Genomic DNA, 25955 nt, shown 5'->3' on the forward strand with positions numbered 1-25955 from the left:
CAATTCCACCATGGTCACTATGTGCGTACACTTCACACCATGACCATGGTGGAACAGCCGCTGACGCGTAGAACCGTAGCCGGATACGCGATCGGCTCCCTCGGTACAGGAGGATTCTCCACCCTTCCGGGCCTGGTGTTGATTTACTACATGACGGACACCTTGGGCATTGCTGCCATTGCAGCTGGACTCCTTGTGACAGCGGCCAAGGTGTGGGATGTCATCATCGATCCCATCATTGGCGCCAAGTCTGATTATTCCCTTGCCGTCACCGGTTCAAGGCGCCGCTTCATGGTTCTAGGCGGGCTGCTACTGCCACTCTTCTTTTTCTTGACCTTCGCTGTCCCAGCCGGGATGGGCCCCGGGCTGGCCGGTGTGTGGGTGCTGCTTGCCTTCATGGCGACGGCAACTGCATTTAGCCTGTTCCAGGTCCCCTACATTGCTCTGCCAGCTGAGCTAACTTCCAGTTACGATCAGCGGACCCGGCTACTTACTGTCCGCGTGGTGGTCTTATCGCTCGCCATTTTGTTGTTCGGAGCGGGCGGGCCGGCGTTGCGTTCTCTGGGAGGAGACAATGAGCCCGTGGGCTATCTGCTCATGGCGGCGGTTGCTGGCGTGCTCATTGGATTTTTCATGCTGCTCTCCGCACGAGTGGCCCCACAGGGAATCCAGCGTCGTGGCAAATATGGCCAGTTGGGCGCATCTAGCCAATCTGGCAGTATTGCCAGCAACTACAGGGATGGCTTCGCAGCTCTCAAACGTAGCCCGGCTTTCCGCTCCCTCCTCTTCTGCTTTGCGCTGCAAGGGTTGGCCACTGGCAGCATGCTGGCCGGTGCCCAATATGTGGCCACGTGGGTGCTGAAGAACGAGTCGGCAGTGACAATCCTGTTCATCGCCCTGATTGGCCCGGCTCTACTCTTCGCCCCACTCTGGCGTCTGCTTGCGGGCCGGATAGGAAAAGAACGGTCCTTTAACTACGCCAGCATCATGTTTGGCCTGGCCGCGCTGGTAATGGTGGGTTTACTGGCGGCGCCCGGCGAGTGGATCTATCTGCCCGTAGCCCTAGCTGGTGCCGGTTACGCGGGAATGCAGTCCCTGCCCATGTCAATGCTCCCCGATGTCATCTCCCATGATGGGCAAAAACATGGGGAGGGCTCGGCAGGGATCTTCGGTGGTGTCTGGACTGCAGGAGAAACCACAGGCATGGCCTTGGGGGCCACCGTTCTGACGGCGGTGCTTACTGCCAGTGGCTATGTTCAATCTGTAGCCGGTGAAACAGTGGCCCAGAGCCCCGCCGCAATCAACGGCATCATCCTCAGCTTTAGTCTGGTCCCGGCGCTGTTAGTTGTTGCCAGCTTGCTGGTATTCCGCCGCTACCCACTGCGTCAGCAGGACATTGATGCGGGCCAGAACATCTCAACAACACCCCGTAGGGAAGGAACCTCATGATCCAGTTCGCCGCCACCGCTGAAGAAATCCTCCATGAGCTGGCCACCCTGCGTGCCGCCGACGCCCCCACTCACGGCGGTAAGGTCCTCTCCTATGTGTACGATTCAGGGCTGGCGGCCCTCGACGATCTTGCGGCGGCAGCCATGCTCGCCGTTCAGCCACTCAACGGTCTGGACCCCACCACGTTCACCTCGGTGGCCGCCATGGAGCGCGACGTCATCGCCTTCACGCGCGAGTTGTTGGGCGGTGATGAGGACGTTGTTGGCACCGTGACCAGCGGCGGGACGGAAAGTTGCATGCTGGCGGTCAAAACGGCGCGGGAGAACTTTCGCGGGCAAGGAGCCCCGCGGCTGTTGGCCCCGGCGTCAGTGCATGCCGCCTTCCACAAGGCCGCACACTACTTTGGGCTGACCCTTGAGCTGGTCCCTGTCGGCCCAGACGGCAGAGCCGATGCCGCCGCTATGATCACTGCCATGGTTCCTGGTGTGGCCCTGGTTGTCATCTCAGCCCCCTCCTATCCGCACGCCATACTAGACCCGGTCACTGAGATCGCTGCAGCCGCGCAGGCCAAGGGTATAGACCTTCATGTTGATGCCTGCATTGGCGGGCTGGTGCTGCCGTTCTGGCCGGATCTTCCCGCCTGGGATTTGGCCGTTCCCGGCGTCACGAGCATTTCTGCGGATCTGCACAAGTACGGTTACGCCCCCAAGGGCGCCTCTGTGCTGCTGACACGCGGCCGGGACCGGCAGCGGGCCCAGTACTTTGCGAGCACATCCTGGCCCGGCTACCCCGTAGTGAACCCCACCCTGCTCGGATCAAAGTCCGCTGCGCCGCTGGCCGCCGCCTGGGCAATTATCAAGTTCTTGGGCACCGCCGGCTTTGCGGAGTTGGCAACGTCCTGCCACCGCTCCACGGGGGCACTGCTGGAAACGGTGGCGGGCATTGAGGGGTTGGCGGTGGCGGGAAACCCTACCGGCCCGCTCTTTGCCGTGGCTGTTGATGAGGGTGTTCCGGAAGCAGGGCGGATCGATCCGCACCATTGGGCGGACCGGCTAAAAAGTTACGGTTTCACAACCCAGTTACAACCAGCTTTCATCCAAAGCGATGGCTCGGTTCTGCCCAGGACAACGCACCTGACCATCACGCCCGTCACGGAGTCCCGCCTGCCGGAGCTTCAACAGGCCATGATCCAAGCCGGTGCCGATGTTCGCGGGGTGCCCGGAATCGATCCTCAGCAGGTGCTGGGCCCGGCGGATGGACCCATGGCTGCACTGTTGGCAGGCGCAGCGCAGTTCCCCCGGAATTCCGCCACCGCCCGCCAAATTCTAGGTGCCATGGGGCTGAACGGTGGCGGACTGCCAAGCGCCATGGCCCCGGTGCTGGCACTGGTGGAAGCCTTGCCCAGTGGCGTCACAGAATGGCTCCTCACCGAACTGCTGGCCGAGCTTCTGGAACCCTAAGCAACAGGCCCTGCCGCCCGTTTAGTCCCTGCTATTCCCCGCGGACCACGGCGGCTGTTGCCTCCGCGATCGCCTGCTCTTCATCGGTGGGCACCACCAGGACCGGAATGAGTGAATCCGGGGCGCTAACAACCCGGGGCTCCCTGGAACGCACCAGGTTCGCGGCGCCGTCGAGCTTCACCCCCAGGGCACTCAAGCGGGAGACCACCAGTGCACGGAAGTCTGCGGAGTTCTCCCCAATGCCCGCGGTGAACACCAACGCCTGAGCCCCTCCCACCGCCACGTGGTAGCCGCCAATGTACTTCGCCAACCGGTAGGAGGCTATTTCCAAGGCCAGCGTGGCCCGGGCATTACCGGCGTTGGCCGCATCAACAATGGCCCGCATGTCATTATCGCCAAAGAGCGCCTTGAGCCCCGATTCCTTGTTCAGCATGGTGTCAATATCCTGCGCTGACATGCCCTGACGTTGCAGGAAAATGAGGATGGACGGGTCCACGTCGCCGCTGCGGGTACCCATAACCAGGCCCTCCAGTGGAGTGAATCCCATAGACGTGTCAATGCTGGCTCCACCCTGGATGGCGGTGAGCGAAACACCGTTGCCCAGGTGAGCTACCACTGCGTTGAACGCGTGCACGGGCACACCCAGCAGTTCGGCGGCACGGCCCGTCACAAACTGGTGGGAGGTGCCATGGAAGCCATAACGCCGGATCCCGTATTGGCGGTACAACTCATCCGGGATCGCGTAACGCCAGGCGTGCTCAGGCAGCGTGCGGTGGAAAGCAGTGTCAAAAACAGCCACCTGCGGCATGTGCGGCCACTTGGCTGCGATGGCCCGGATACCCAGCACGTTCGCGGGGTTGTGCAGGGGTGCCAACGGATTCAACCGCTCAATGGAACGGGTAATTTCATTGTTGATCAACACCGGCTCGCTGAAACGCTCCCCGCCGTGCACCACTCGATGCCCCACGGCATCCAGCGGCCTTTGCGCCAGCTCATTTTCTAACGCAGCCGCTACCTGATCCATCGCCTCGCCGTGATCCGCAGGCCCGCCGGCACCTTCTCCAATACGGTCAATCAGCCCGTTAGCCGCCACCTCATTGGTGTCTGTATCCCGCACCTGATACTTCAAGGAGGAGGATCCGGAATTGATCACGAGCACGCGCATTAGAAATCCTTCACTTGGCTGGTTTGGGCCTGGATGGCGGTGATGGCTACAGTGTTCACAATGTCTTCCACCGTGCAGCCGCGGGAGAGATCGTTGATGGGTTTGTTCAACCCCTGCAAAACGGGTCCCACGGCAACAGCACCTGCAGACTGCTGCACCGCCTTATAGGTGTTATTGCCGGTGTTCAGGTCAGGGAAAATGAACACCGTGGCCTGTCCTGCCACTGCTGAGGCCGGCAACTTGGAGGCGGCAATGGAGACATCCACGGCGGCGTCGTACTGGATGGGACCCTCAATGGCCAGATCCGGGCGGGCAGCTCGGGCCAGTTCCGTGGCGCGGCGAACCGCGTCCACGGCCTCGCCGGAGCCAGATCCGCCGGTGGAATAGGAGAGCATGGCGATGCGCGGCTCCACCCCGAATTGGGCGGCTGTGGCCGCAGACGCAATGGCAATGTCCGCCAGCTGTTCCTCATTGGGCTCCGGGTTGACGGCACAATCGCCATACACCAGCACCCTGTCTGCGAGCAGCATCAAAAATACGGAGGAGACAATCTTTGCGCCGGGACGGGTCTTGACGAACTCCAGTGCCGGGCGGATTGTGTTGGCCGTGGTGTGGGCCGCGCCGGAAACCATACCGTCTACGTGGCCCAGCTGAACCATCATGGTGCCAAAGTAGGAGCCGTCCAGCATGACCTCCCGCGCGTGGGCTAAGTCAATACCCTTATGGGCGCGCAGCCGGTGGTATTCAACAGCGAAGGCCTCCCGTAACGGGGAGAGCGCCGGGTCAACAATCTTAATCCCGTTCAGGTCAATGCCGTGGGAGGCAGCCAGTTCCTCCACCGCACTGACAGAGCCCAGAACCGTCAACTCGCAGACATCCCGGCGGTGCAAAATCTCGGCGGCCGCCAGCACCCTTGAATCATTGCCTTCCGGGAGCACCACGTGTTTACGTTCGCTGCGCGCCCGCTCAATGAGTTCGTGTAAGAACCGCAGCGGGGTCATGGTGGCCGGACGGGGCAAGGTAAGGCGTTCTAATAGTTCGCTCTCATCCACGCTGCGGGCCCATGCGCCCATGGCGGCAGCCACCTTCCGCCGTTGACCCGTAGTGATTTCACTGCGCACTTCACTCACTTCTTGAGCGGCACGGAAGGTATCGCCGTCGTGCGCAAAAACAGGGAAGGGGGCGTGGGCAAGGAACGTTAGAACATGAGGATCCGGGGCCAGCCCACCCGTCAGAATCATGCCACTGGGCACCGGGAATTCAGGGGAAAATGCGGAGGCCAGCGTGGCCACCATGACATCGGCGCGGTCCCCCGGGACAATTACCAGATCATTGGCTTGGAGCTGACTGAGGAAATTCCCCACGGTCATGGCGGCCACCTTGATGGCGTGGACGTCACGGTCCAGCTCAGAACTGCCAGCCATTTGGCGTAAAGAAAGGGCAGCGGCCACCTCCCCCACTGTGGGCCGGGAAATTTCGTCAATCTCGGGGATGGCATAGACGGGGCGGTGGCTGTGGCCCGGACGGATAGCTGCAGCAATTGCTTCCATATTTGCCGGATCGGCCCGGTTGACCATCATGGCCAGCAGTGAGCAGTTCACTGAGGCTAGTTCTTTGCGGGCCACGTCAACGGCGTCAGCAACCTCTGCTGCTGCCAAGCCGCGGGCACCAACCACGGCCAGCATGGGCAGGCCCAAATTGTTGGCCAGGCGGGCGTTGAGATCAAATTCCACAGCCGCATCCTGACCGGTGAGATCAGTACCTTCAACAATGATGACATCCGCGTTCTTGGCAATCTCGGAGAAAATCTCCACGGCGCGAGCATCTATTTCCTCGCGTTTGCCGGCGGCCAGCAGCATGCGTGCCTCTGAGCTGCTCATTCCGGCGCGGCACACCTCTGGGCTCAACCCATAGATGCGGCGCAGCATGGCCACGGTGGGATCGGATTCGGGGTCCGCTGCGGAGGTGATGGGCCGGAAAAAACCGATCCTGTCCGCCCGCCTGTGCAAGGCATCAGCCAAGCCCAGAGACACTAACGTTTTTCCGGATCCAGGAGTGGTTGCACTGACATAAATTCCACGGGCCATGGTCATTTTCCGCCTTTCACGGGTATCTCCCAATCCAAGCACTCTCCAGTGACTTCTGAGGCAAATTGCGGCACGAATCACCCCGCTATTTGCCAGAAGTAAGCAAAGTTCAGTGCCCCCTTTAGAGTGGAGGCATGGATGGAATGAGCGATCTGCTTTTTGGCCGTACGTCCGGAACCCTCAGCGTGATAGTGGTGTCCTTGAACGTGCTGAGCGTGGCCGTGATGTGTGCTGCTTTGGCGCTTCTGGGCCGGCGGAACCAGCTGGGTTGGTGGCTGGTTGCGGCAGGTTTCATCTGCGCAAGCGCAGCAGCTTTGATCAACAATGTGAGCTCCGCAGGTGGTTCTACAGTGGTACTGGCTCTGACTTTGATCAGCCTTGTTATTACCCTGGTGTTGACTGCGGGTGTGGGAGTTTACGGCCTCCTCATGTTCCAAAAATTTCCGCCGGCTAACTCAATGATCCGAGACTTCACGTTGCGGCGCTTTGCAACCTCGGATCTGTTGTTCCCGCTACTCGTGGCGATCCTCTATACGGGCGTATCGCTGCTAGCCACCTTGAGTATTTTCCTCAGATTTTCAGCCAGCACGCCACCCGTTGGAGTGCTGGGCGTCCTGGCGTTGAACGGATTCTTGTTTGGTTTGCTGCCAGCGGGACTGCTGGGCCTGGCACAGCGGTCCCGATGGGGCTGGTTCTTGATTGCGGCGGCCTCGCTGACCGGAATTGTGGGCACAACGCTCTCCGCCGGTGGTTCGGTGCTGATCTTCCTGTTCTTGGCGCAAGGACTCCTGGCGTTGTACGGCTGGGGCCGTTGGGGCTCAATTCCTAAGAGCAGCTGATGCGTTGTTGATCCGCCCCTGGCCGAACGGCAACCACGGTGCCCGGTAGTAAAAGGGTCCGTCAGCTCCAGGGCGCAGAACAAAGCTCGCTTCTCCGTACTTCCACAACCGGTTGAATAAGAACACTGTGACTGTGAGCTCCTGTGCCTCAGGGACTTTCCAATTCCGGGTACCCCACTGGGCGGGTTGAGCGTCTCCACTGACCACCACCGTGGGCCTGGGATACCAGCCCAGCTTCGGCTTGCTGAGGGTCATTTCAAAACGGCGCGTTGCTTTCGGGATGTGACTCACGCCTGCCAGCTTATCCCCGTAGTCCTGTTCAGGGGGCAAAGACGCACCTCGCCAGAGCACCACCGCAGGAGGTCTGGGTGCCAAGAGACCGCACTGGATGCTCTACTCTTCAGGAATGAACAACGCAGCGCAACAGATCACAAATGCCGCGTCCACTTGGTGGAACGCGGTACTGGCAGGCTTCACCCGCACGGATCCTTTAAGTGTCCCTGCCGGAATCCTGCTCGGCATTGTGGCCGTTGCCGTCATTGTGAGTATCCCGCGGGTAACGTGGCGCTGGTTTGGGCTCTATGTGACGTTTGTGCACGAGCTTGGCCACGCCTTTGCAGCACTCATGACGGGGCGCGTGGTTCACGGGCTCAAGATTGGACTGGACCATTCCGGCCAGCTGGTGAGCAGCGGACGGCGCGGTTTCAGTGCCACCTGGTCAGGTTTCTGGGGTTATCCGGCCCCGGCAGTAGTTGGGCTGGCACTGGTTTGGTCTGTTTCTGCTGGCTGGGCCGGTGCTGCAGCCTCCATCGGCGCCCTGATCCTGTTGGTGGCGTTGTTGTTTTTGCGCAATTTCACGGGGATTGTAGTGGCGTTACTGAGTGCTGGCATAGCCCAAACCCTTGTCATGTTCGCGGATGCGCGGACTGTCAGCTGGGCTGTTTTGGTACTGGGAATAGCCCTGGGCGTGGGCTCCGTGCGCGACTTCTTTAAGGTGGCAGCCGTCCATACGCGCCGCCGCACTCAGCTTGCCAGCTCCGATGCCTACCTTCTGGCTCAGGCGACAGGCGCGCCGTCGTTCATTTGGCTCAGTGGATTTGCGGCGGTGATTGCAGGGTCCGCCGCGGTCTCGGCATGGCTGGTGTGGGGAATGCTGGCCCGCTAGCCGCGCGCAGTCACCCGGCACTGGAGACTGTGTAGTGGAGATGCACGACGCCGTTGCCAAAGGCGCGCTGGCCCAGCAGTTCCAGCCGGGTTGCGTAATTAGGCGGCAGCATGGCTTTGCCCCCTCCAACAACAATGGGTGAGAGGAACATGTGGATCTCATCAACCAGCCCCGCCCGCAATGCGTGGGCGGCAAGGTTAGCTCCGCCTACGGAGATGTCCATGGACGAGCCGGCCTTGAGCGTGCGGATGGCCTCCGGATCAAAGGTGCGCTCCAGGCGGGTCCGTTCCGTATTCACGCTTTCAAGCGTTGCGGAGAAAACAACTTTGTCCGTTCCGTGCCAGATTTCGGCGTATTCTTGCATCACGGAATTTTGTTCCGGCTGGTGGTAGATCTGCTCCCACACCTTCATGGTTTCGTAGAGGCGGCGCCCGTAAAGGTAGGTGCCAATGCCTCGTTCTAACTCATTGACATAGCCATGGACCTCCTCATCTGGCATGGCCCACGTGAAACTGCCTTCGCGGTCCTCGAGGTAGCCGTCCAGTGACGTTAATGTGGCGTAAATGAGCTTGGCCATGGCGCGGGTCTCCTGCCGGAACGTGACTGTGTTTTTCTCAAGTATTCACGGGTCACGGCGTTGGATGGAAGCTATTTTCCCAACTTTTTCAACAACCACTTAATGGCTTGGTCTCCCGGGTTGCCGAAGGGGTTCTCATCCACCACATACGTCCAGGTGGTGGAGCCGCTGCGCACTCCGGCCGCGTCTAAGTCCACGTGCCCGTCCACCACGTCCAGCTCTTCAACAGTGGTGAGGGCTTCTGCTCGGGCGTCGTCGAGGAAGCCCTCAAAGACTCTGATGGTTTCGCGCCGGAATTCATCCAACGGGTTCTGCCGCCCCAGCGCCCGCAAGTGGATCGCGGCCCGCTGCTCAGACAACTGGGCCAAGTGATCGCTCCACATCCCGTCCAGCACAAAGAGCATTACGGCCTTGCACACGCGGGCCAGCTCCTCCTCCCCCACGGCTTTGAGGAGTTCATCCAGCCGGGGGCCTTCGGCAATGGCATCCAACGCATCCAGTGCCGCTCCCGGGGTGCGCAGGAAACGGTCCCGTTGGGCCAGCACCACCCTGCGCTGGTAGGCGATCAACTCGTTGTACTTCCACGAGTTTTGCTGCGTGGTGAAGCGTTCCTGTTCCGCGAGCCGCTGCGCCCGGTCCAACAACGTGGACACGCCCGCCTTGGTGACCAGTCCGGCGTCGTCCAAGTCCTGGGCAACAGCATCCGTGAGTTCTAGACCGTGCGCCTCCTCACCATTGGCGGCGGGATCCTCCATGCTGGAGAAGATAATACTGGCGCCGGGATCACCCTGCCGCCCGGCCCGGCCCCGCAGCTGGGAGTCCAACCGCGGCGAGTAGAACCGGCCCACGATGACCACCAACAGGCCGCCCAGCGCCGCGACCTCCTTGTGCGCCGCCGGGTCCGCCGGCGATCCACCGAGCAGAATGTCCGTGCCGCGACCGGCCATCTGGGTCGAGACCGTGACGGTGCCACGCCGCCCGGCCTGGGCGATCACCTGCGCCTCCACGCTGTCATTGCGAGCATTCAGGACCTGACAGTCAATGCCGGCGGCCTGAAAAAGTGTGGCAAACCGCTCCGAAGTGGCCACGTTGTGGGTGCCCACCAGAACGGGCTGGCCCGTGGCATGGGCGTCCTGGACCGCCTGAATGACGGCGGCATCGCGCTGCCCGGCGGTGGCATAAATCTTCTCAGGCAGGTCCTGGCGGATGCACGACTTGTGGGATTCGATCCGGCCAGCATCCAGCTCATAGTGCGTGCGCAGGTACTCCGAAACCGCCACGGCCGTGCCGCTCATACCCGTCACGGACTTGAACGACTTAATGAGGTCCCGCACCAGCAGTTGGTCCAGTACCTCGCCCTGCTCCGTCGCGTTCAGGCCCTCCTTCGTTTCCACGGCGGCCTGCAAACCGTCCGGCCAACGCTGCAACGCTGCAACCCGGCCGCGAGAATCGGAGACAATCTGGGCTTTGCCATCACGGACAATGTAGTCAACGTCGCGCTGCAGCAAAACCTCTGCGTGCAGAGCGGTGTTGATGGAGGAAAACAGCGGCGTGCCTTCACTGGAATAAAGTTCGACGCCGGGCCACCTCACCTCGACTTTGGCTAGCCCGGCGTCGGTCAGGGACACGTTCCGCTTGTCGGATTCAATGGTGTAGTCGCGGCCTGCGTGAAGCGTTTTGACGAAGTCCGCCACGTCAACTGACTGCAATTCACTGCGTGCCCGGCCGGCCAGGACCAGCGGAACCGTCGCCTCATCCACCAGGACCGAATCAATTTCATCCACAATGCACACCTCGAAGGGCGCCACCATGATTTGTTCCGGTTCGGTGCACGTGCGGTCCCGCAGCACATCGAAGCCAAGCTCATTGACGGAGACATAGACAATGTCGGATGCATGGGCGCGGCGGCGGTCCTCCGACTCCATGTCCTCGGTCACCGCGGCCGCCGTGACACCCAGACGCGCAAAGAACGGGCCCATCCACGCGGCGTCTCGCCGGGCAAGGTAGTCGTTGACGGTCAGAACATGAACGCGGCGCCCGCACAGGGCATGGGCTCCAGCCACCAGTGCGCCCACTAAGGTTTTTCCTTCGCCGGTGTCCATCTCCACCACGGTGCCGCGCAGCATGTTGGCGGCGGCCAGCAGCTGGGTGTCAAAGGGTGTCATGCCTAGGGTCCGGGTTGCTGTCACGGAGGCAGCAAATAAATAGTCTTCGAGTTCCTGATTGCTCCATGAGGCCGCGGGACTGCTCCCAGAGGAGGCGGCGGAACTGCTCCCAGAGGGGGCGGTGGAACGAAGCTTCTGCAGCAGCGCCTCGATCTGCTCGGGCGCGGCGCCACGGCTAGCAGCACGTTGGACGGCTTTGCTGACAACGCCACCGAGGCCGCTGGTGTCTACAACCCCTGGGGCGTTGAAGAGCCAGTTCTTGAACTTGTTAGGCAGGCGCAAAATACCTCGAGTCTCTGGGAACCGGTCCAGCCGGTGCTCCTACCAACGTACCCTCCTCGGCTGTAGTTTCACCGGCGGTTCCGGCAACAGCGAAAGTTCAGTGCCGCGGCGTTTGCCCGGTTGCGCTCAGTACTTTTGCGAAGGCAGCCACAGCCTACTCCTCTGTTTCTGGCTCCCGCCTCTCCCCATGACCTCAGACACGCCCACGCACAGCGCCCTACCGTTAGTGCGCTGCGTCACAAAAGGATCATTTGCCACTCAGTTGGGCTGCGGGGGCGACTTTTTGCGGTCTCAATGCTAAATTGTGATGCATAACACTGGCGGCGAGGGCGGCGCCGGAACTCCCGAATCGCCGGAAGGACCTCGCTTGATTAAGAAAATGTCCAACCTCATTGCCCTGCTGTGGCGCGAGGTGCTTAAGTTTGGCGCTGTGGGCGGTCTGGGCTGGTTTATAGACAACGGGATCTACACGTTACTGTGGCACGGCCCCATGTCAGATGGCACCATCAAGGCCCGCGTGGTCTCTACCATCATCGCCACCTTGTTCGCCTGGTTCGCCAGCCGGTACTGGACTTTCCGCCACCGCCGTTCCGAGCGGGTATGGAAAGAATTTGCACTATTTCTGCTGATGAACGGGCTAGGCCTTGGCATTGCGCTGGCCTGCCAGGTCATCTCCCGCTATGTTCTGGGATACACCACCTTCACGGCAGACTTCATTGCCGGCGGCGTGGTGGGCCTGGTTCTGGCCACCATTTTCCGCTTCCTGGCCTACAGGTACTTCGTGTTCAACGAAGAGCTCGGCGAGAAGCTCCAACCCGTCCCGAGCGGATCAGGCCCGGCTCTGGTCGGGGCAGGTCAGCGCTGACACCACCAGCGCTATCTGAAACCTGGCACTGGGCCGCTAGCACCACCAGACACTGAGCACCGAGCCTGCCAGCCCCTCCTACTCGAAACGCATGGTCCCCAACACGGCGGGGGCTGCGGGCGGCCCGTCTTGCTGACCATTTGATGTTCCTTGGTCAGCTACTTTTTCCACAGCATCTAAGCCGCCGTTCACTTCACCAAATACCGTGTATCCCCCGGCGGCGTCCCGGCCAATGCTGGTGTCCCCGTAGACAATGAAGAACTGACTACCGTGACTGTTCGGTGAGCTGGTTCGCGCCATGGCGAGGGTGCCGCGTTGATACACATTGTCCGAGGGCGCGTTTTCAATGGGGCCAAACTCGTAGCCAGGCCCACCGGCGCCTGTGGCGGTGGGGTCACCGCACTGCAAAATATCGAAGCCGCCCGTGGTCAGTCGGTGGCAGGTGGTACCGGAAAAGAAGTCCGTCTCGGCCAAGTGAAGAAATGAGGCCACCGCGGCCGGCGCCTTATCGCCAAAGAGTGTCACATCCATGGTTTCACCGTTGAACTCCATGGTTCCAGTCCATTCACGGCTCTGCGCCTTGCTAGCATCAGGGGCTGCCACCGCGTCTGGATCTCCACTGGAATCCGTTTCAGGTATCAGCACCAGCACCGCCCAAACAATGCCCACTATCACCACCACCAGTGCGGCAATCAGCGCCACCATCTTTTTAGAATTGGCACTGGCAGTCTTCTTCAATGTGGGATTGTGCATGCGGATCAGTCTAGGAGACATCCAGGCCCTCCCCCGCCAGAGCGCTACCGGCGGCTGCGGGCAATCACAGCCTCAATCTCCACCGCAGTGACACCATTGGCCAGAAGGAACGCCCGAACATTCACTCCCTCAACAAAATTCTCCACAGCCTGCCCGCGCCCCTGCACCACCGCGGAGAGCTCTCCCGCCTCCAGATGCCGTTCATAGGGATGTTTCACGGGGGCCACCAAATGCCACTCATTAATACCCCGTGTGGCCCGTTCGTCCTCCGCAACCGCCAACTCCGCCTGCCCCAATAACATCAATAGCAACGTGGCAATGAGCCCGGTCCTATCCCGCCCGGCCGAGCAATGAATCACCACCTTGCCCTTTGCCGCAGCTAATTCCTTGAACACGGCCGCCACCCGTTCCGGAAACATCTCCAGCATGTCTGCATAGAGCCGTGGGTGGTTCATATAAGGATGGAAGTGGTCCCGATAACGTGGATGCTCAGGGTCCTCCGTGGGTGAATGGACCACGTTGAACCCCGCCTTGGCGGCCTCACTCACCACCGGGTCGCTGGGCCTGTGCTTACGCTCGCCAGAGTTGCGCAGGTCAATGACGGTACGGACGCCGTCACTGTACAGTTCTCTCCAGCCACGTTCGGTGAGCCACTCGCTGCGTCCCATCCGGTAAATATCGCCTGCAAGCAGATGCGCATTGACGGCCCCCTCCCACTGCGGCCCAGTCACCGCTTTTTGGCCAATCGGTAGTCAAGGCCGTTGCGCACTTGCGGCCATTCGGCAGCCAGAATGGAGAAGACCGCTGTGTCCCGCAACGAGCCATCAGCCATGCGGATGTGCGCGCGCAGCACGCCGTCCTGTTTGGCGCCGAGCCGGGCAATGGCTTCGCGTGATTGCATGTTCATCCAGTGCGTGCGGAATTCAACGGCCACACAGCCCAGACTTTCAAAGGCGTGCCCTAGAAGCAGCCGCTTGGCGTCTGGGTTGGTGCCGCTACCTTGCACGCTCGCGGCATTCCACGTGGAGCCAATCTCCAAGCGAGGCACGCCTGCGTCAATGTTCATGTAGGTAGTCATGCCGATGACCTGCCCAGGCTCTCCCGTCTCCGGATCGTTGAGTCTTATGGTGAACGGCAGCATGGAGCCGACCTCTTGGAGGGCAAGACGCCGCTGAATCTCCTGGCTCATTGCCTCTGGCCTCGGAACGGAGGTGTACCAAAGGTTCCACAACTCCCCGTCTGAGGCAGCAGCCACCAAACCCTCATGATGTTCCAGACTCAGCGGCTCAAGCGTTACGTACTTACCCCGGAGGGTAACTGGGGCAATCTCGGTCATGGGAAAACCCTAGCCGATGCCGTGCCCTGAACTTATGCGTACCTCACACTGATGAACCATGCGCATATTGGTTGATGCGCCACCCAGCCCAGCGCAGCGCATATTTTTTCGCGGCACGGCGAATCCGCACACGCTGGCCGCTTGGTGGTCTGAAACCATGAGCTGGCAGAGGTGGAACCCTCCGATGAGGCGTTCATGTGTGGGCGTTGGGTCAGCGCATTTTGGGGGAAGGCCTACCAAAGGCCGCAATCCTAGTTCACCATGGCCAATCCCGAGGGCAATGAATTCTGCATCGGCTGAAAGCTAGATACAACAAAGGCCGGACAGCGGTGTAACCGCTGCCCGGCCTTTGTTCTACAACTCTTAGATGCCGAGCCCTATGAAACTAGTGACGACGGCGGACCGAGAGTACTGAGAACGCGCCCAGCGCAAGCAGCATCAATGCGGCACCGATGAATATGACCGAGCTCGTGGAACTCAGACCCGTATGAGCCAGATCATCCTCGCCAGCCGGAGTCGTCGCAGGCGTCGTAGCCGGGGTCGTCGCGGGTGTACTAGCAGGCGTCGTAGCCGGGGTCGTCGCGGGTGTACTAGCAGGCGTCGTAGCCGGGGTCGTCGCAGGCGTCGTAGCCGGCGTCGTCGCAGGCGTCGTAGCCGGCGTCGTCGCAGGCGTCGTAGCCGGCGTCGTCGCAGGCGTAGTAGCCGGCGTCGTCGCAGGCGTAGTAGCCGGCGTCGTCGCAGGCGTAGTAGCCGGCGTCGTCGCAGGCGTAGTAGCCGGCGTCGTCGCAGGCGTAGTAGCCGGAGACGGGGTCGGGCGCACGTCTACTTGGCAGCCGAAGTCATCGTCTCCGAGCAACGGGAAAGCGTGCATCTCAGATCCAACTCCACGGTGATTCAAGTTCCCCGCTACGAAGATTCGGCCGTTCGTTCCGGACGCAGAGACCTCAGTAGTCCCTCCTGAGGAGGGCACCAAGATGCTGCCCGGAATTTGTGCCGAACCGCCAACACTCACATTGGCCGCCCCCTCGAAGTTCCACACCAGCCGCGCCGCAATGGCACCAAACGGAGACTCCTCCGGCGCTGTGGCGTTAGTGCTCATGACAGAGCCAGCATCATCCAACAAGGCATTGAAGAAGAGTCCAGCGGTAGGTACGCCCGTCACGTTGACAACAACACGTGTGTTGGCAGGGATGTCCTTGAACTGCAGAGAGAGGTTGATTGCGGCGGTGCCCAGCTTGCTGCCATCCACAGTAAAGACTTGAGGGGATGAGACGCCATCGCCCGTCAACACAGCGGACCAAGCATCCAGTGCGGCCGTGCCGGTGTCAGGCAGGGCGGAGAACGCCTCTGAGCGCTCTTTCAATAAAGCACTGAAATCCGTGTGGCTAGAAACTGCGGAGGCATCCGGAACGGACAACTCGCCACCATTTGTGACCAGTTTCCCGGCCGGGACTTTGTTGGCACCCGCAATACGTACGGCCCCGCCTTGGTCCGTGCCGAATCCAACGTCAAGGGTGGTCCCGTTGCTGCTTGCATCCCCGCCCACCAGCAGCATATCCGCGCCGGGTGTAGGTCTAATCTGCGAGCCAACTCCAACAACCCCAATGTTGTACCGGCTCGCATCAGCCTTATTAAAAGAGGCATCTCCCATGACCACAACGAGCCCTTCAGCTTCAGCTGCCTTCTCAGACACCGTGAAGTTGCCGCCAACAAAAATATTGGTGTTGTTGTCAAACCCTTCCACCGCACCGTTGCCCAGCCCGGGCATGTTCTCCGGGCAGGCAAACCCGCCGTCAGCATTTGCCGTGGGAATCACTGCCAAGAATCCGCCCACAGTCAACGCTGCCGCCAATGCGGACGCGGCCAGAATGGCTGAGCCCCTGACGGAACTCGAACTACTTTTTTTCAAAATTCTCAACCCCAATTGTTTGCAACCATGACACCCCGTACTCGTGGGTAACATATTTGAAACTATCCAAAAGGACCATGAAGCGCACCTCAGTCCATCTTCTCCCGCAGATCGCTGAGCGTTCGGGCTGAAACAACGTCAAGCAGGGAGGGTTGAACTTGTTCGATATTGATTGATAATGGCCCACCCTGACCATTCGGGCAAGCAACATTCGCTAAACTAGCTATTTGGCCAGTAGCGCGCACGTCACCCGCTGACAGCTTTTTTGAAAATCCATCAACTTTACTTATCGACACATTCCGTCACATTGTGACGCGCCCCATCACGCACCCCTCCCAGCTAAGATCGTTAGCGTGAATGCAATGAATCTTCCTCCCCAGGTATCTGACATCTTCGATCCCACCCGGTGGCGCGTGGTGGAAGGCTTCGACTTCACTGATATGACCTACCACCGGCAAGTGGAAAGGGACTCCGATGGCGCCATTGTCCGTGACCTTCCCACAGTCCGCATCGCCTTTGACCGGCCAGAGGTGCGCAATGCATTCCGCCCGGCCACAGTCGATGAGCTGTACCGGGCCATGGACCACGCCCGCATGACCCCTGACGTGGCCACCGTGCTGCTGACCGGCAACGGCCCCTCCCCCAAGGACGGCGGCCACTCCTTCTGCTCCGGCGGCGATCAGCGCATCCGCGGCCGCGACGGCTACAAGTACGCAGAGGGTGAAACCAAGGAGACCATTGACCCCGCCCGCGCCGGGCGCCTGCACATCCTTGAAGTGCAGCGGCTCATGCGCACCATGCCCAAGGTGGTCATTGCCGTGGTCAATGGCTGGGCGGCTGGTGGCGGGCACTCCCTCCACGTGGTCTCGGATTTGACCATCGCCTCCCGCGAGCACGGCAAGTTCAAGCAGACGGACGCCACCGTGGGCTCCTTCGACGCCGGTTACGGCTCCGCCCTGCTGGCCCGCCAGATCGGGCAAAAGAAGGCCCGCGAGATCTTCTTCATGGCCCGCGAGTACTCCGCCGAGGACATGGTGTCCATGGGCGCCGTCAATGAAGCCGTGGCCCATCAAGACTTGGAAAACGTGGCGTTGGAATACGCGGCTGATATTGCCCGTCAGTCCCCGCAAGCCATCCGCATGCTCAAATTCGCCTTCAATCTGGCCGACGACGGCCTGGCCGGCCAGCAGGTCTTCGCTGGGGAAGCCACCCGCCTGGCCTATATGACGGACGAGGCAGTGGAGGGCAAGGAAGCGTTCTTGGAAAAGCGCGATCCCGACTGGTCTTCCTTCCCCTACTACTTCTAGGAAACACCTCCTGATGAACATTGAACCCCTGCTCAAAGCACTCTCAGACGCACTCGCTGGCGAGGGCCCCGCGGTCCAGATTTCCCCCGATGGCAGCTTCATACTCATCCCGCAAGCCGAGCTGGGACTGCCCGCCGGCAGCGATACCGAGATTGCCGCCGTCGTACTGACCTCCGGGAGCACCGGCACCCCCAAGCGCACCCTGCTCAGTGTGGATGCGCTGGCCGCCTCAAGCGTGGGAACGGCGATGGCGCTCTCGGGTGAGGGGCAGTGGCTCTTGGCGTTGCCCATGAATTATGTGGCCGGGCTGCAGGTTTTGGTGCGCAGCCTGTTCGCCGGAACCCGCCCTTGGGCCATGGATTTGAGCGGCGGATTCACACCTGAGGCGTTCACGGAAGCCGCCTTAGAACTGACGGACAAGATGCGTTTCACCTCGCTGGTGCCCACGCAGCTCAGCCGCCTGTTGAAAAATCCCAGCGCCGAAACGCTGACCGTGTTGCGCCGTTTCAACGCGATCCTGCTCGGCGGCGGGCCTATCAACCCGGTGCTGCTTGAGGCCGCACGCGGTGCCGGGCTGAAGGTTGTGACCACCTACGGCATGTCTGAGACCTGCGGCGGGGCCGTATACGACGGCGTCCCGCTCGACGGCGTGCACCTCACCATCCGCGATGGCCGGGTGCTGCTTGGCGGGGACGTGGTGGCTTCCGGATACCTGGGAAATTCGGCCCTCACCGAAGCATCCTTCTTCGAGGAAGAGCACCACGGCGAGATGGTGCGTTGGTATGCAAGCGGAGACCTGGGCGAGTTGGATGACCAGGGACGGCTGCGTGTTCTGGGCCGTGTTGACGATGTCATCATCACCGGTGGGCTGAAGGTTTCCGCGGCTGCTGTCACCAATGGGCTGCACCGGGTGCAGGGCGTGCGCGAAGCGTTTGTGGTGCCCGTAGATTCCCTTGAATGGGGACAGCAGGTAGCCGCCATGGTGGTTGCCTCCTGCTCCGAGTCTGAACTATTACAGGGTGCGGCAGCTGTTTTGGAGCCACATTTAGTGCCCAAGACTGTGGTGTTAGTCTCCGAACTGCCCTTGCTAGCCACGGGAAAACCTGACAGACGCGCCATTTTGGCGGCACTGACCGAAGCCTCCCGCTCCGCCTGAGCGCGGAAAGAGGCAGAATTAACGTAGGGCTCTCTGGCCCGCTGACTTTTTTATCTATATAAGGAGTAACGCTGTGGCCACTGTGGGTCAATGGATTGCCGGGGCCCGGCTGAGGACCCTTCCCATGGCAATTGCCCCCGTAATCATCGGTACTGGCGCAGCCTACGATTTGGGTGCTCTGCACTGGGGGCGCGCCGTCTTGGCCGCCCTGGTGGCGTTGTTGCTGCAGATCGGGGTGAACTACGCCAATGATTATTCCGATGGCATCCGCGGCACGGACGAGGTCCGGGTAGGTCCGTTGCGCCTGGTGGGCAGTGGGGTTGCGAAGGCCTCGCATGTGAAGATGGCGGCGTTTGCGGCGCTGGGACTGGCCATGGTTGCCGGGTTGGCCCTGGTGTTGTTGTCCCAAGCGTGGTGGCTGTTGTTGGTGGGCGCCGGCGCGGTTCTGGCTGCGTGGGGGTACACCGGCGGCAAGAACCCCTACGGCTATATGGGGTTGGGAGATGTTTTTGTGTTCATTTTCTTCGGCCCTGTGGCAACGTTGGGTACCACCTTCACCCAGGCCGGGCAGGTGAGTACGGCGGCAGTGTTGGGCTCAATCGGCACTGGACTGATCGCCGTCGCACTTTTGATGGCCAACAATGTCCGTGACATTCCCACTGACACGGAGGTGGGCAAGCGGACTCTGGCGGTGCGGCTGGGCGATAAGAACGCGCGGCTCAGCTATGTGGTGATGCTGGTGTTGCCGCTGGTGCTCATGATGATTCTGGTGCCAGCCAAGCCGTGGATTTTGCTGGTGTTGCTACTGCTGCCGTTCATGCTGATGCCCAGTTGGTTGATGCTCAAGGGCAAGAAGCGCAAGAGCCTTATTCCTGTCTTACAGCAGACTGGGCTGATCAATCTTGGATTCAGCGTGCTGTTCGCCGCGGCTATGGTGCTGACCGCGCTGTAATTGCTCGGCCCCTGCTCCGTAACTGCTGAGCCGGGCGGACCGTTGCGCGAGCAGCTCAGGCGGGTTCGGCGCCTGCGGGCTTGTCCAAGGTGGCTGTGCCTGATTTGCGGTCGGCGTCAATCCAGATGTCCGGGTTTTCGTCGATGAGTGCATCCTCGGCGTCGGCGTCCGCCATGGCACCGGCCGACTGGCTGGTGGTGGCGTTGGGGGCGAAGGTTTTGGCAACCATAGCGGTGGCCCCGTCACGCTGCTTGCGCAGGAAGAAGAAGCTGACCACAAACGCACACAGGGCCGCAATGAGGGCTGCGGTGAGCGGGGTGAAGTTCAGTGCCATGTAGGCGATGAGGAAGAATGCCAAGAAGAGCACGCCGCGGATCAGGGAGTATTTGATGAAAGCCACGTTCTCAGTTTAGCCGCTGAAGCTGGGCATCTGCCCTACGTCACTGCCGAGCCCGATTTTTCGCACAACGCTAGAATGAAGTATGCGCTATATCATTCCATTGACTTTAGGTGTTGTCCTGTTTGTGTACGGACTCATTGACTGCCTTCGCAGTGAACCCAGTGACGTACGCAGCATCCCCAAGCCTGCATGGGTACTGGTGATCATCTTCTTGAACGTCATTGGTGTGGGGCTGTGGTTCCTGTTCGGCCGCCCACAATACGCCTCTGCGTCTTCGGGTGCTTCTTCGGGTGCCGCCACCAAGTTTGGACCGTCCTCGAGCGGCCAACGCAGCCCGGCCTCTTCCGGCGGCCACCCGCGTTCCTCCGCGCCCGACGACGATCCCGAGTTCCTGCGCAACCTTGCGGTGAACAGGGCCCAGATGCTTGAGGCAGAGAGGCTTCGCAAGCTCAAGGCAGAGTTGGAGGCCCGTGAGGCCAAGCTCCGCGAAGAGCACCCCAACGACGAAACGAAGAAGTAGCTTCCCCGCACTTCCTGTGTGAAGAAAACGTTCTCCGGAGGGTGCCTCGCGGTAAGGCCAGCTCCGGTTCACAGCGCGTGAATTCCCGCCAGGGTAGAAAGCACTTCAGAGTCACAATGAAGAGGGGCGGGCAAGAGATGCACACGCATGCATCTTTTGCCCGCCCCATAGGGTTAATTACTGTGGTCTTCTCAAGCTGTCGAGGACCACTTACTGCTGGTATTACTGGCACTACTTGTCTTGCTACATCCGTCTCCTCCTGCTTGACGGCCCGGTATTACTGGTACTGCTGTGGTTGTCTCAAGCTGTCAACAACCACCTAATGATGGCACTGCCATGGTCTTCTCAAGCTGTCGAGGACCACTTACTGCTGGTATTACTGGCACTACTTGTCTTGCTATATCTTGTATTGCTATATCCGTCTCCTCCTGCTTGACGGCCCGGTATTACTGATACTGCTCTTGCTGTGGTCTTCTCAAGCTGTCGAGGACCACTTACTGCAACGGTGCTTCCCCCTCGACAACCAAATACAACTACTTTGAACGGGGGAACTTCCGTTCTCTTTTTCTTACGAGAAAAAATATAACCACTCTTTGAAGTCTCGTCAAGTCTAATTTTTGTCCGTCTGAGTCAGGTCATATGTTGGGGATGGTTCAGGACCATCTTTGTGCCTGGCACTGGCTCCTTTGCTGAGTCAGAACTGCAGGGTTTAGTCACCGAAACTGCGGACTCAAGGCTACTAATCTTTTCTGAATTGCGCGCCCATCCCGAATCGGGGATGGCGTGCTTTAGGTGCGGTGGGACAACTTGGCCTTGAGGAGTGCGTTCTCGGTTTCCAAGGCGAGAACCAAGCGGATTCCGGAGAGGTTCAGTCCTAGTGCGAGCAGTTCGGCTATCCGGTGCAGCCGGGTGAGGTCATCTTCACTGTATCTTCGTGTTCCCCCATCGGTGCGGCCCGGCTCTAGGAGCCCTTTGCGCTCATAGAGCCTCAGGTTTTGTTGGCCCATCCCCACAATCTCAGCTGCGACGGAGATAGCGTACACCCCGCGGGCCCGTGGATGTTCTGCCACTTTCGTCACTCCCTTTCAATGGTTCAGCTCAATGATCCATCAGGTTCTACTAAAAGTTATCTTGCATCAGCGTGTCAGTCATGTTATAAAAATTCTATACCCGCCAACACAGATCGAAGCGGGGTAGTTACAGAAAAATAGTGTGACACTGACAAGGAGTGACTAACCATGTTGATGCGTACAGATCCTTTCCGGGAACTCGACCGGATTGCCCAGCAGGTTCTGGGCACAGCTAACAGGCCCGCAGCCATGCCCATGGATGCTTGGCGTGATGGGGACACCTTCGAAGTTGAGTTTGATCTACCCGGGGTGAGCCCGGACTCGATCAACCTAGATGTAGAACGCAATGTCGTGACGGTCAGGGCTGAACGGCCAGCCTTGGACGGGAAACTGGAAATGCTGGCATCCGAACGGCCACGCGGGGTGTTTAGCCGGCAACTGGTCCTCGGTGAAAATCTGGATACGGAGCAAATCCAAGCCAGCTATGACAGTGGCGTGCTGACCCTCCGCATTCCCGTTGCCGAGAGAGCCAAACCACGCAAAATCTCCATCACCACCAACGAAAAGGAGTACGAAGCCATCAATGCCTAACCTTCCAAAAACCAGGCAGCTCCTGTTCTGAGGGGGGCGGCAGGGTAGAGACAGTGGCGGTCCCCGGACATAGGGCCGGGGACCGCCACTCACAGCTATTCCCGCAAGGAAGCCATCACCCTTGCATAGGGGGCTTTCCCTCACGGCCTAAGGCAGTGAAATGGTATGAAAGAAGCTTCTCATCTCTACACAGCCCACTCCATATTGATCCGGAGGCTACAGGCGTTGCGTTAGGGATTCGAAAAGATTGCAGCAGTGGGAACCAGCCACCAGGAGGTGCAGTTAGATGAGCGCATGGCGTCGTTACGATTCTCCCTTGTTACCAGCCTTCAACGAACGTTTTGAACAACGTTGGGGCAAAGGCACAGCTCCCTTTCTTGACCCTGAATTACACGAACAACCCCTACCAAGAGCGCAATGGATCAATGTGGACACCGGAGCGGCAGTAGCCGTAGTCCCAGTCTGGGCTGGCGATGAAAGCAACCGCTCCTTCGCTACCTTCTATCTGCCACCGGGAGGAGATATATGGCTACTGCGCCCCGGCAGCATCGACTATCTGGAATCCCAAACAACCCAGCACATCACCCTCCGCAACCAGGCGTTCAAAAAAGCAGTCGAGTACGCAAAAGCCTTCATCTACGGACCCGACGACCACGACTTCTAAAGCCACGCCCTCAGGCCGGCTTCAGCAGCTAATCCGCTGCAAAGAACCATTGGGCGGACGGTCAGGTGCGTGCTAAGAATGACGGGATCGGCCGAAAGTCACAAGTTAGATGTCAACTAAACCTTGATCAGACCCAAAGAATGCCTCCGCGGCTACTTTCGGTCGTCCTGAGCAGTGACGGAGTGCGTTTAGGAAACCCGGGGCCGGTCTTTCCAAGCGCCGGTTGACCACAAGGTCACCGCGATGAGCGCTGGCTGGAAGAAGAGTCGCACCAGACGCTTGGAGTCGGTGTCGAGCCCAAAGCCGTCGCGCGCATGCAGCCACTGGGCGATGTTCCCGGGGAAGACGGCGATAAAGAACAGTGCCACCACCCACCCCACAGGGACGCGCCGACGCGCGAGCAACATCAGCGCCGCACCAAGGGTGATCTCGACAATGCCGGAAGCTACGACGACCAGGTCGGCATCAAGGGACACGAACTTCGGGACCTGCGCCTGGAATTCCTCGCGGGCTACTGTCAGATGGCTGACGCCGGCGAACGCAAGAATTGCACCCAGTACTAGACGAACGATCGTGCGTGGCGTGGATGTGCGTCCCGACGGCGCGACGAGTCGTGCCAGGAATGACTTGCCGTGATCAGTCATTGTGAACCTTCCCAAGAATCATGCCGTGGTTTTGTGGTGCGCGTCGTAGGATCACGAGCTGATTTCACGAGCATAGTAGCTTTGCTCATACTCTTCAGGGGCGTGGTGTCCCATAATCTAAGTGCCTCTAAACCTATGGGATACGAGACACTTAGGTTACGAGACAGTCGAGGGCAGTTTTTGCTAAGACGGCTTGACACCGCCGAGGAGTGGGACACAGAAATGCCCCGGACCTTGATCGGTTCGGGGCATTTCTGCGTCCTGGTGAGGGCACGGTGACGGGTTGCTGTGTGCCGCTTCACTGGATGATGGCCCAAAGGTCAACGAAAGATTGGAAGCGGCTAAACTGGCTCTCCGCGTTTCGTGGTGAAATCTGGTTTCGTGTCCTTGAACGTAGGTGGCTCGTAGCCCTGTTGTGATGGATGTTCTGACGCATTCATCGATGACAGGACTACGAGCCTTGAACGAGCTTACTTTGCCGCACCCTGATGCTGCCACCACGATCTTCAATCTCAAGGACTACCGTGTCTTGGAGACCCAGAATCTCGCGCATGGACATCGCCGAATACATATTGAGAGTACCGTCGAGTCTGGCTGCCCTGGGTGCGGAGTCATAGGGACTCGCCGCCATTCCAGACGCTGGCAACGCGTGCGAAACATTCCCGTGGCTGGCCCGGTCGAGGTCCTCTGGCGCAAGCGCCGATACTTTTGCGATGAGACATTATGCGAGCGGAAGACCTTCTTTGAGACCACGCTTGAGGTCCCCGTCCGGGCTCGATCCACCCGCCGGCTCCATGGAGCACTCGTGGATGCGGTGGTCTCTTCGGGGCGGGCAGCGACAGAGACAGCCATTGCCCATGGTGTCTCGTGGTGGCTGGTGCAAAAAGCGCTGACCATGGCGGCAACTAAACTTCCCAACGTTGATCTCCTCCGGCCGCGGATGCTCGGCATTGATGAGCACCGCTTCCGTTCTGTCCGCTTCTTCAAGAACACCGAAACCAATGCGTGGCAACGGATCGAGCCCTGGATGACGACCATCGTTGACCTTGATACCGGACAGATCCTGGGTGTTGTTGACGGCCGAGACCACACCGGGGTCGGTGAGTGGCTGATCAAGCGGCCCCTAGAGTGGCGACTCGGCGTACAAGTCGTCGCCATCGACCCCTCAGCAGCGTTCAGGAAAGCATTGCGGATGTGGTTGCCCCGCACGGCCGTCTCCGTTGATCACTTCCACCTCATTCAGCTAACGAATCAGGCGCTGACGGAGGTACGCCAGCAACTTTCTCACAAGGTGCGTGGGCGTCGTGGCCGGGCCGTGGATCCGGCCTGGGCGCACCGGATGTTGCTCCTGCGAGCCGCTGATTCACTGTCGGAAGCAGCTACGTCCCGGTTGGAGAAGGTCTTCGCCACCGACGATCCAACCGGAAAACTCAAGGCAGCATGGGACGTGAAAGAACAAGTGCGAACACTGCTGCGCACCGGTTCGTTGGAAGACGCCGAGCTTGCCAAGGAAGACCTCGAGCGGCTGGTGAAGGAATCCAATCAACCCGAGACGACTAGGCTCTGGCGGACGATTTGCCGGTGGTGGGCAGAGATTGAAGTCCTCATCGTCACCGGAGCCACCACAGGGAAAGTAGAAGCGAACAACACCAGCATCAAACACATCAAAAGGACCGGCCGCGGCTTCACCAATACCACCAACTACACAACACGCATTATGCTCAGAAGCGCCGCCCGAACAGCGGTGAACAATCCATGACAACAATGGAATTCACCACGAACCGCGGAGAGCCGCTAAACTTGAGGAAAAATTCTATGATCAAGATATTTTATCGATATTCTGACATAGAGTAGTGCCATGAACATACAGTGGATGCGCGAAGATGACGTATTTGAATATCCTGATCCCGCCACCTATAGAGTGCGTATTTGGACTCCTCCGGTGATAGAAAATTACTCATGGGCTGTTGATGAGTATGAGGTGACTGACGTGCAAGATGTGAGGGAAGCATTGGCTTGGGCTGAAAATGAAGCTGCCGGTAGGCCAATGGAGTTTTTTGTTAAATGGTTTGAAACTCAAATAACTTCAAAATTCGAATTCATTTCTACTCCCCAAATGACAAAACTTTTTGGATTAGCGCCCAAAGAAGACTAATAGTCTCAAGAAATAGATGACAACCCTAACCTGCAATTCTCGATGCAGGTCCGCAGGCTACACCCATCCAAGGAGTGTAAAGGTTATCGGCTTTTGGAGTGCTCGTTGAATATCGTTTAACCACATAGTCAACTCTTGTGCGAAAAGTTCCCGGTCCTGCACTGCATGAGGACGCTGCAGTCGACTTAAATCCAAATGAGTTTAAATAATCCAATGCAGGCCTTGTCCATGAAGCACCATTGTATTTCTCTAGGGTTACTTTCAAGTAGAGGTTAGATGCACGTGTTGGGCAGCTGATTGTTCCTACCCCATCAATAGTTCCGTTGTAATGAACCGAAGGATGAGGGTTGTTCGAGTGAACTGTGCAGCCATCAACGCGTATGTCAACTGCTTGTGCCGGTGCAGCAATTGCTAGACCCGCGCCAACAAAGATAATGCTCAAAA

At 59.6% G+C, this 25955-nt stretch carries 25 protein-coding genes; 13 read left to right on the forward strand and 12 right to left on the reverse strand.

All coding sequences use genetic code 11. The features are described from left to right. The first annotated feature begins 39 nt into the window (after positions 1 to 39). Positions 40 to 1449 (forward strand): MFS transporter, encoded by a 1410-nt coding sequence (locus RY113_RS09685; protein WP_315914405.1) that lies wholly within the window; start codon positions 40 to 42, stop codon positions 1447 to 1449. After that, positions 1446 to 2909 carry an aminotransferase class V-fold PLP-dependent enzyme gene (locus RY113_RS09690; protein ID WP_315914406.1) on the forward strand — a complete coding sequence of 488 codons (1464 nt, stop codon included), beginning with the start codon at positions 1446 to 1448 and terminating at the stop codon, positions 2907 to 2909. The genes RY113_RS09685 and RY113_RS09690 overlap by 4 nt, the downstream gene beginning before the upstream one ends. Positions 2910 to 2940: 31 nt before the next feature. Here the strand turns inward: RY113_RS09690 and RY113_RS09695 are convergent, their stop codons facing one another. After that, positions 2941 to 4074 (reverse strand): acetate kinase, encoded by a 1134-nt coding sequence (locus RY113_RS09695; protein ID WP_315914407.1) that lies wholly within the window; start codon positions 4072 to 4074, stop codon positions 2941 to 2943. Then, positions 4074 to 6161, reverse strand: coding sequence for a phosphate acetyltransferase (gene pta, locus RY113_RS09700; protein ID WP_315914408.1), 2088 nt, complete (start codon positions 6159 to 6161; stop codon positions 4074 to 4076). Before pta ends, RY113_RS09695 begins: the two co-directional genes overlap by 1 nt. Positions 6162 to 6295: 134 nt before the next feature. Here pta and RY113_RS09705 point away from each other — a divergent pair, with 134 nt between their 5' ends. Further along, on the forward strand, positions 6296 to 7000 hold the full coding sequence (locus RY113_RS09705; RefSeq protein ID WP_315914409.1) for a hypothetical protein: 705 nt from the start codon (positions 6296 to 6298) through the stop codon (positions 6998 to 7000). Here RY113_RS09705 and RY113_RS09710 read toward each other — a convergent pair. Then, the gene (locus RY113_RS09710) at positions 6980 to 7330 is read right to left on the reverse strand and encodes a hypothetical protein (RefSeq protein WP_146212997.1); all 351 of its coding nucleotides are present in this window, start codon (positions 7328 to 7330) and stop codon (positions 6980 to 6982) included. The genes RY113_RS09705 and RY113_RS09710 overlap by 21 nt on opposite strands. A 76-nt stretch (positions 7331 to 7406) precedes the next feature. Here RY113_RS09710 and RY113_RS09715 point away from each other — a divergent pair, with 76 nt between their 5' ends. Next, positions 7407 to 8165, forward strand: a complete 759-nt coding sequence (locus RY113_RS09715; RefSeq protein ID WP_110105647.1) for a M50 family metallopeptidase — start codon at positions 7407 to 7409, stop codon at positions 8163 to 8165. 10 nt (positions 8166 to 8175) lie between these two features. Here the strand turns inward: RY113_RS09715 and RY113_RS09720 are convergent, their stop codons facing one another. Together RY113_RS09720 and secA2 are read right to left on the reverse strand one after the other, a co-directional pair. After that, positions 8176 to 8742 carry a dihydrofolate reductase family protein gene (locus tag RY113_RS09720; protein ID WP_110105384.1) on the reverse strand — a complete coding sequence of 189 codons (567 nt, stop codon included), beginning with the start codon at positions 8740 to 8742 and terminating at the stop codon, positions 8176 to 8178. Between the two features lie 71 nt (positions 8743 to 8813). Continuing rightward, entirely contained in the window at positions 8814 to 11189 is a 2376-nt protein-coding gene (gene secA2 / locus RY113_RS09725) for an accessory Sec system translocase SecA2 (protein WP_315914410.1), read from the reverse strand. Positions 11190 to 11556: 367 nt separating this feature from the next. Here secA2 and RY113_RS09730 point away from each other — a divergent pair, with 367 nt between their 5' ends. Further along, positions 11557 to 12054, forward strand: coding sequence for a GtrA family protein (locus RY113_RS09730; protein ID WP_315914411.1), 498 nt, complete (start codon positions 11557 to 11559; stop codon positions 12052 to 12054). Between the two features lie 78 nt (positions 12055 to 12132). On the opposite strand, the gene RY113_RS09735 is transcribed toward RY113_RS09730, so the two are convergent. From RY113_RS09735 to RY113_RS09750, 4 genes are all read right to left on the reverse strand, one after another. Then, positions 12133 to 12807 (reverse strand): peptidylprolyl isomerase, encoded by a 675-nt coding sequence (locus tag RY113_RS09735; RefSeq protein ID WP_245932086.1) that lies wholly within the window; start codon positions 12805 to 12807, stop codon positions 12133 to 12135. 44 nt (positions 12808 to 12851) lie between these two features. Then, positions 12852 to 13538 (reverse strand): tyrosine-protein phosphatase, encoded by a 687-nt coding sequence (locus RY113_RS09740; RefSeq protein ID WP_315914412.1) that lies wholly within the window; start codon positions 13536 to 13538, stop codon positions 12852 to 12854. After that, positions 13535 to 14143: a GNAT family protein gene (locus tag RY113_RS09745; RefSeq protein WP_315914413.1), complete on the reverse strand. Its 609-nt coding sequence runs from the start codon at positions 14141 to 14143 to the stop codon at positions 13535 to 13537. Before RY113_RS09745 ends, RY113_RS09740 begins: the two co-directional genes overlap by 4 nt. Positions 14144 to 14528: 385 nt before the next feature. Next, complete coding sequence (locus tag RY113_RS09750) at positions 14529 to 16052, reverse strand: choice-of-anchor A family protein (RefSeq protein ID WP_315914414.1); 1524 nt, start codon at positions 16050 to 16052, stop codon at positions 14529 to 14531. Between the two features lie 362 nt (positions 16053 to 16414). Between RY113_RS09750 and RY113_RS09755 the strand changes: the two genes are divergently transcribed. The 3 genes from RY113_RS09755 to RY113_RS09765 all read left to right on the forward strand — a co-directional run bounded on the left by RY113_RS09755 (position 16415) and on the right by RY113_RS09765 (position 19467). Further along, entirely contained in the window at positions 16415 to 17359 is a 945-nt protein-coding gene (locus tag RY113_RS09755) for a 1,4-dihydroxy-2-naphthoyl-CoA synthase (RefSeq protein WP_110105644.1), read from the forward strand. 13 nt (positions 17360 to 17372) lie between these two features. Further along, entirely contained in the window at positions 17373 to 18515 is a 1143-nt protein-coding gene (locus RY113_RS09760; RefSeq protein ID WP_315914415.1) for an AMP-binding protein, read from the forward strand. A gap of 73 nt (positions 18516 to 18588) precedes the next feature. Beyond that, positions 18589 to 19467: a 1,4-dihydroxy-2-naphthoate polyprenyltransferase gene (locus RY113_RS09765; protein WP_315914416.1), complete on the forward strand. Its 879-nt coding sequence runs from the start codon at positions 18589 to 18591 to the stop codon at positions 19465 to 19467. A gap of 55 nt (positions 19468 to 19522) precedes the next feature. Here the strand turns inward: RY113_RS09765 and RY113_RS09770 are convergent, their stop codons facing one another. Then, positions 19523 to 19867 carry a DUF4229 domain-containing protein gene (locus RY113_RS09770; RefSeq protein ID WP_315914417.1) on the reverse strand — a complete coding sequence of 115 codons (345 nt, stop codon included), beginning with the start codon at positions 19865 to 19867 and terminating at the stop codon, positions 19523 to 19525. 82 nt (positions 19868 to 19949) lie between these two features. On the opposite strand from RY113_RS09770, the gene RY113_RS09775 reads away from it, so the two are divergent. Next, positions 19950 to 20387 carry a PLD nuclease N-terminal domain-containing protein gene (locus RY113_RS09775; RefSeq protein ID WP_315914418.1) on the forward strand — a complete coding sequence of 146 codons (438 nt, stop codon included), beginning with the start codon at positions 19950 to 19952 and terminating at the stop codon, positions 20385 to 20387. Positions 20388 to 21175: 788 nt separating this feature from the next. Here RY113_RS09775 and RY113_RS09780 read toward each other — a convergent pair. Further along, the gene (locus RY113_RS09780; RefSeq protein ID WP_245932084.1) at positions 21176 to 21457 is read right to left on the reverse strand and encodes a MerR family transcriptional regulator; all 282 of its coding nucleotides are present in this window, start codon (positions 21455 to 21457) and stop codon (positions 21176 to 21178) included. Positions 21458 to 21625: 168 nt separating this feature from the next. Here RY113_RS09780 and RY113_RS09785 point away from each other — a divergent pair, with 168 nt between their 5' ends. Together RY113_RS09785 and RY113_RS09790 are read left to right on the forward strand one after the other, a co-directional pair. After that, positions 21626 to 22048: an Hsp20/alpha crystallin family protein gene (locus tag RY113_RS09785; protein WP_110105375.1), complete on the forward strand. Its 423-nt coding sequence runs from the start codon at positions 21626 to 21628 to the stop codon at positions 22046 to 22048. A gap of 286 nt (positions 22049 to 22334) precedes the next feature. Further along, on the forward strand, positions 22335 to 22712 hold the full coding sequence (locus RY113_RS09790) for a hypothetical protein (RefSeq protein ID WP_110105374.1): 378 nt from the start codon (positions 22335 to 22337) through the stop codon (positions 22710 to 22712). Between the two features lie 188 nt (positions 22713 to 22900). Here the strand turns inward: RY113_RS09790 and RY113_RS09795 are convergent, their stop codons facing one another. Continuing rightward, the gene (locus tag RY113_RS09795; RefSeq protein ID WP_315914419.1) at positions 22901 to 23356 is read right to left on the reverse strand and encodes a MauE/DoxX family redox-associated membrane protein; all 456 of its coding nucleotides are present in this window, start codon (positions 23354 to 23356) and stop codon (positions 22901 to 22903) included. Positions 23357 to 23798: 442 nt separating this feature from the next. Here RY113_RS09795 and RY113_RS09800 point away from each other — a divergent pair, with 442 nt between their 5' ends. Continuing rightward, positions 23799 to 25115 (forward strand): ISL3 family transposase, encoded by a 1317-nt coding sequence (locus RY113_RS09800; RefSeq protein WP_315914420.1) that lies wholly within the window; start codon positions 23799 to 23801, stop codon positions 25113 to 25115. A 99-nt stretch (positions 25116 to 25214) separates the two neighbouring features. Next, positions 25215 to 25511, forward strand: a complete 297-nt coding sequence (locus RY113_RS09805; RefSeq protein ID WP_315914421.1) for a hypothetical protein — start codon at positions 25215 to 25217, stop codon at positions 25509 to 25511. Positions 25512 to 25955 lie beyond the last annotated feature (444 nt).

The organism is Arthrobacter sp. lap29 (assembly GCF_032458965.1).
In the GTDB taxonomy this organism is placed as follows: domain Bacteria; phylum Actinomycetota; class Actinomycetes; order Actinomycetales; family Micrococcaceae; genus Specibacter; species Specibacter psychrochitiniphilus.

What these genes read in the sequence shown, in the direction of transcription:
- pta (WP_315914408.1), bottom strand. Translation starts at nt 6,161, where the DNA reads ATGGCCCGTGGAATTTATGTCAGTGCAACCACTCCTGGATCCGGAAAA.
- RY113_RS09790 (WP_110105374.1), top strand. Translation starts at nt 22,335, where the DNA reads ATGAGCGCATGGCGTCGTTACGATTCTCCCTTGTTACCAGCCTTCAAC.
- RY113_RS09805 (WP_315914421.1), top strand. Translation starts at nt 25,215, where the DNA reads ATGAACATACAGTGGATGCGCGAAGATGACGTATTTGAATATCCTGAT.
- RY113_RS09705 (WP_315914409.1), top strand. Translation starts at nt 6,296, where the DNA reads ATGGATGGAATGAGCGATCTGCTTTTTGGCCGTACGTCCGGAACCCTC.
- RY113_RS09785 (WP_110105375.1), top strand. Translation starts at nt 21,626, where the DNA reads ATGTTGATGCGTACAGATCCTTTCCGGGAACTCGACCGGATTGCCCAG.
- RY113_RS09745 (WP_315914413.1), bottom strand. Translation starts at nt 14,143, where the DNA reads ATGACCGAGATTGCCCCAGTTACCCTCCGGGGTAAGTACGTAACGCTT.
- RY113_RS09755 (WP_110105644.1), top strand. Translation starts at nt 16,415, where the DNA reads ATGAATCTTCCTCCCCAGGTATCTGACATCTTCGATCCCACCCGGTGG.
- RY113_RS09715 (WP_110105647.1), top strand. Translation starts at nt 7,407, where the DNA reads ATGAACAACGCAGCGCAACAGATCACAAATGCCGCGTCCACTTGGTGG.
- RY113_RS09760 (WP_315914415.1), top strand. Translation starts at nt 17,373, where the DNA reads ATGAACATTGAACCCCTGCTCAAAGCACTCTCAGACGCACTCGCTGGC.
- RY113_RS09735 (WP_245932086.1), bottom strand. Translation starts at nt 12,807, where the DNA reads ATGCACAATCCCACATTGAAGAAGACTGCCAGTGCCAATTCTAAAAAG.
- RY113_RS09690 (WP_315914406.1), top strand. Translation starts at nt 1,446, where the DNA reads ATGATCCAGTTCGCCGCCACCGCTGAAGAAATCCTCCATGAGCTGGCC.
- RY113_RS09795 (WP_315914419.1), bottom strand. Translation starts at nt 23,356, where the DNA reads ATGACTGATCACGGCAAGTCATTCCTGGCACGACTCGTCGCGCCGTCG.
- RY113_RS09720 (WP_110105384.1), bottom strand. Translation starts at nt 8,742, where the DNA reads ATGGCCAAGCTCATTTACGCCACATTAACGTCACTGGACGGCTACCTC.
- RY113_RS09685 (WP_315914405.1), top strand. Translation starts at nt 40, where the DNA reads ATGACCATGGTGGAACAGCCGCTGACGCGTAGAACCGTAGCCGGATAC.
- RY113_RS09695 (WP_315914407.1), bottom strand. Translation starts at nt 4,074, where the DNA reads ATGCGCGTGCTCGTGATCAATTCCGGATCCTCCTCCTTGAAGTATCAG.
- RY113_RS09775 (WP_315914418.1), top strand. Translation starts at nt 19,950, where the DNA reads ATGCGCTATATCATTCCATTGACTTTAGGTGTTGTCCTGTTTGTGTAC.
- RY113_RS09800 (WP_315914420.1), top strand. Translation starts at nt 23,799, where the DNA reads ATGACAGGACTACGAGCCTTGAACGAGCTTACTTTGCCGCACCCTGAT.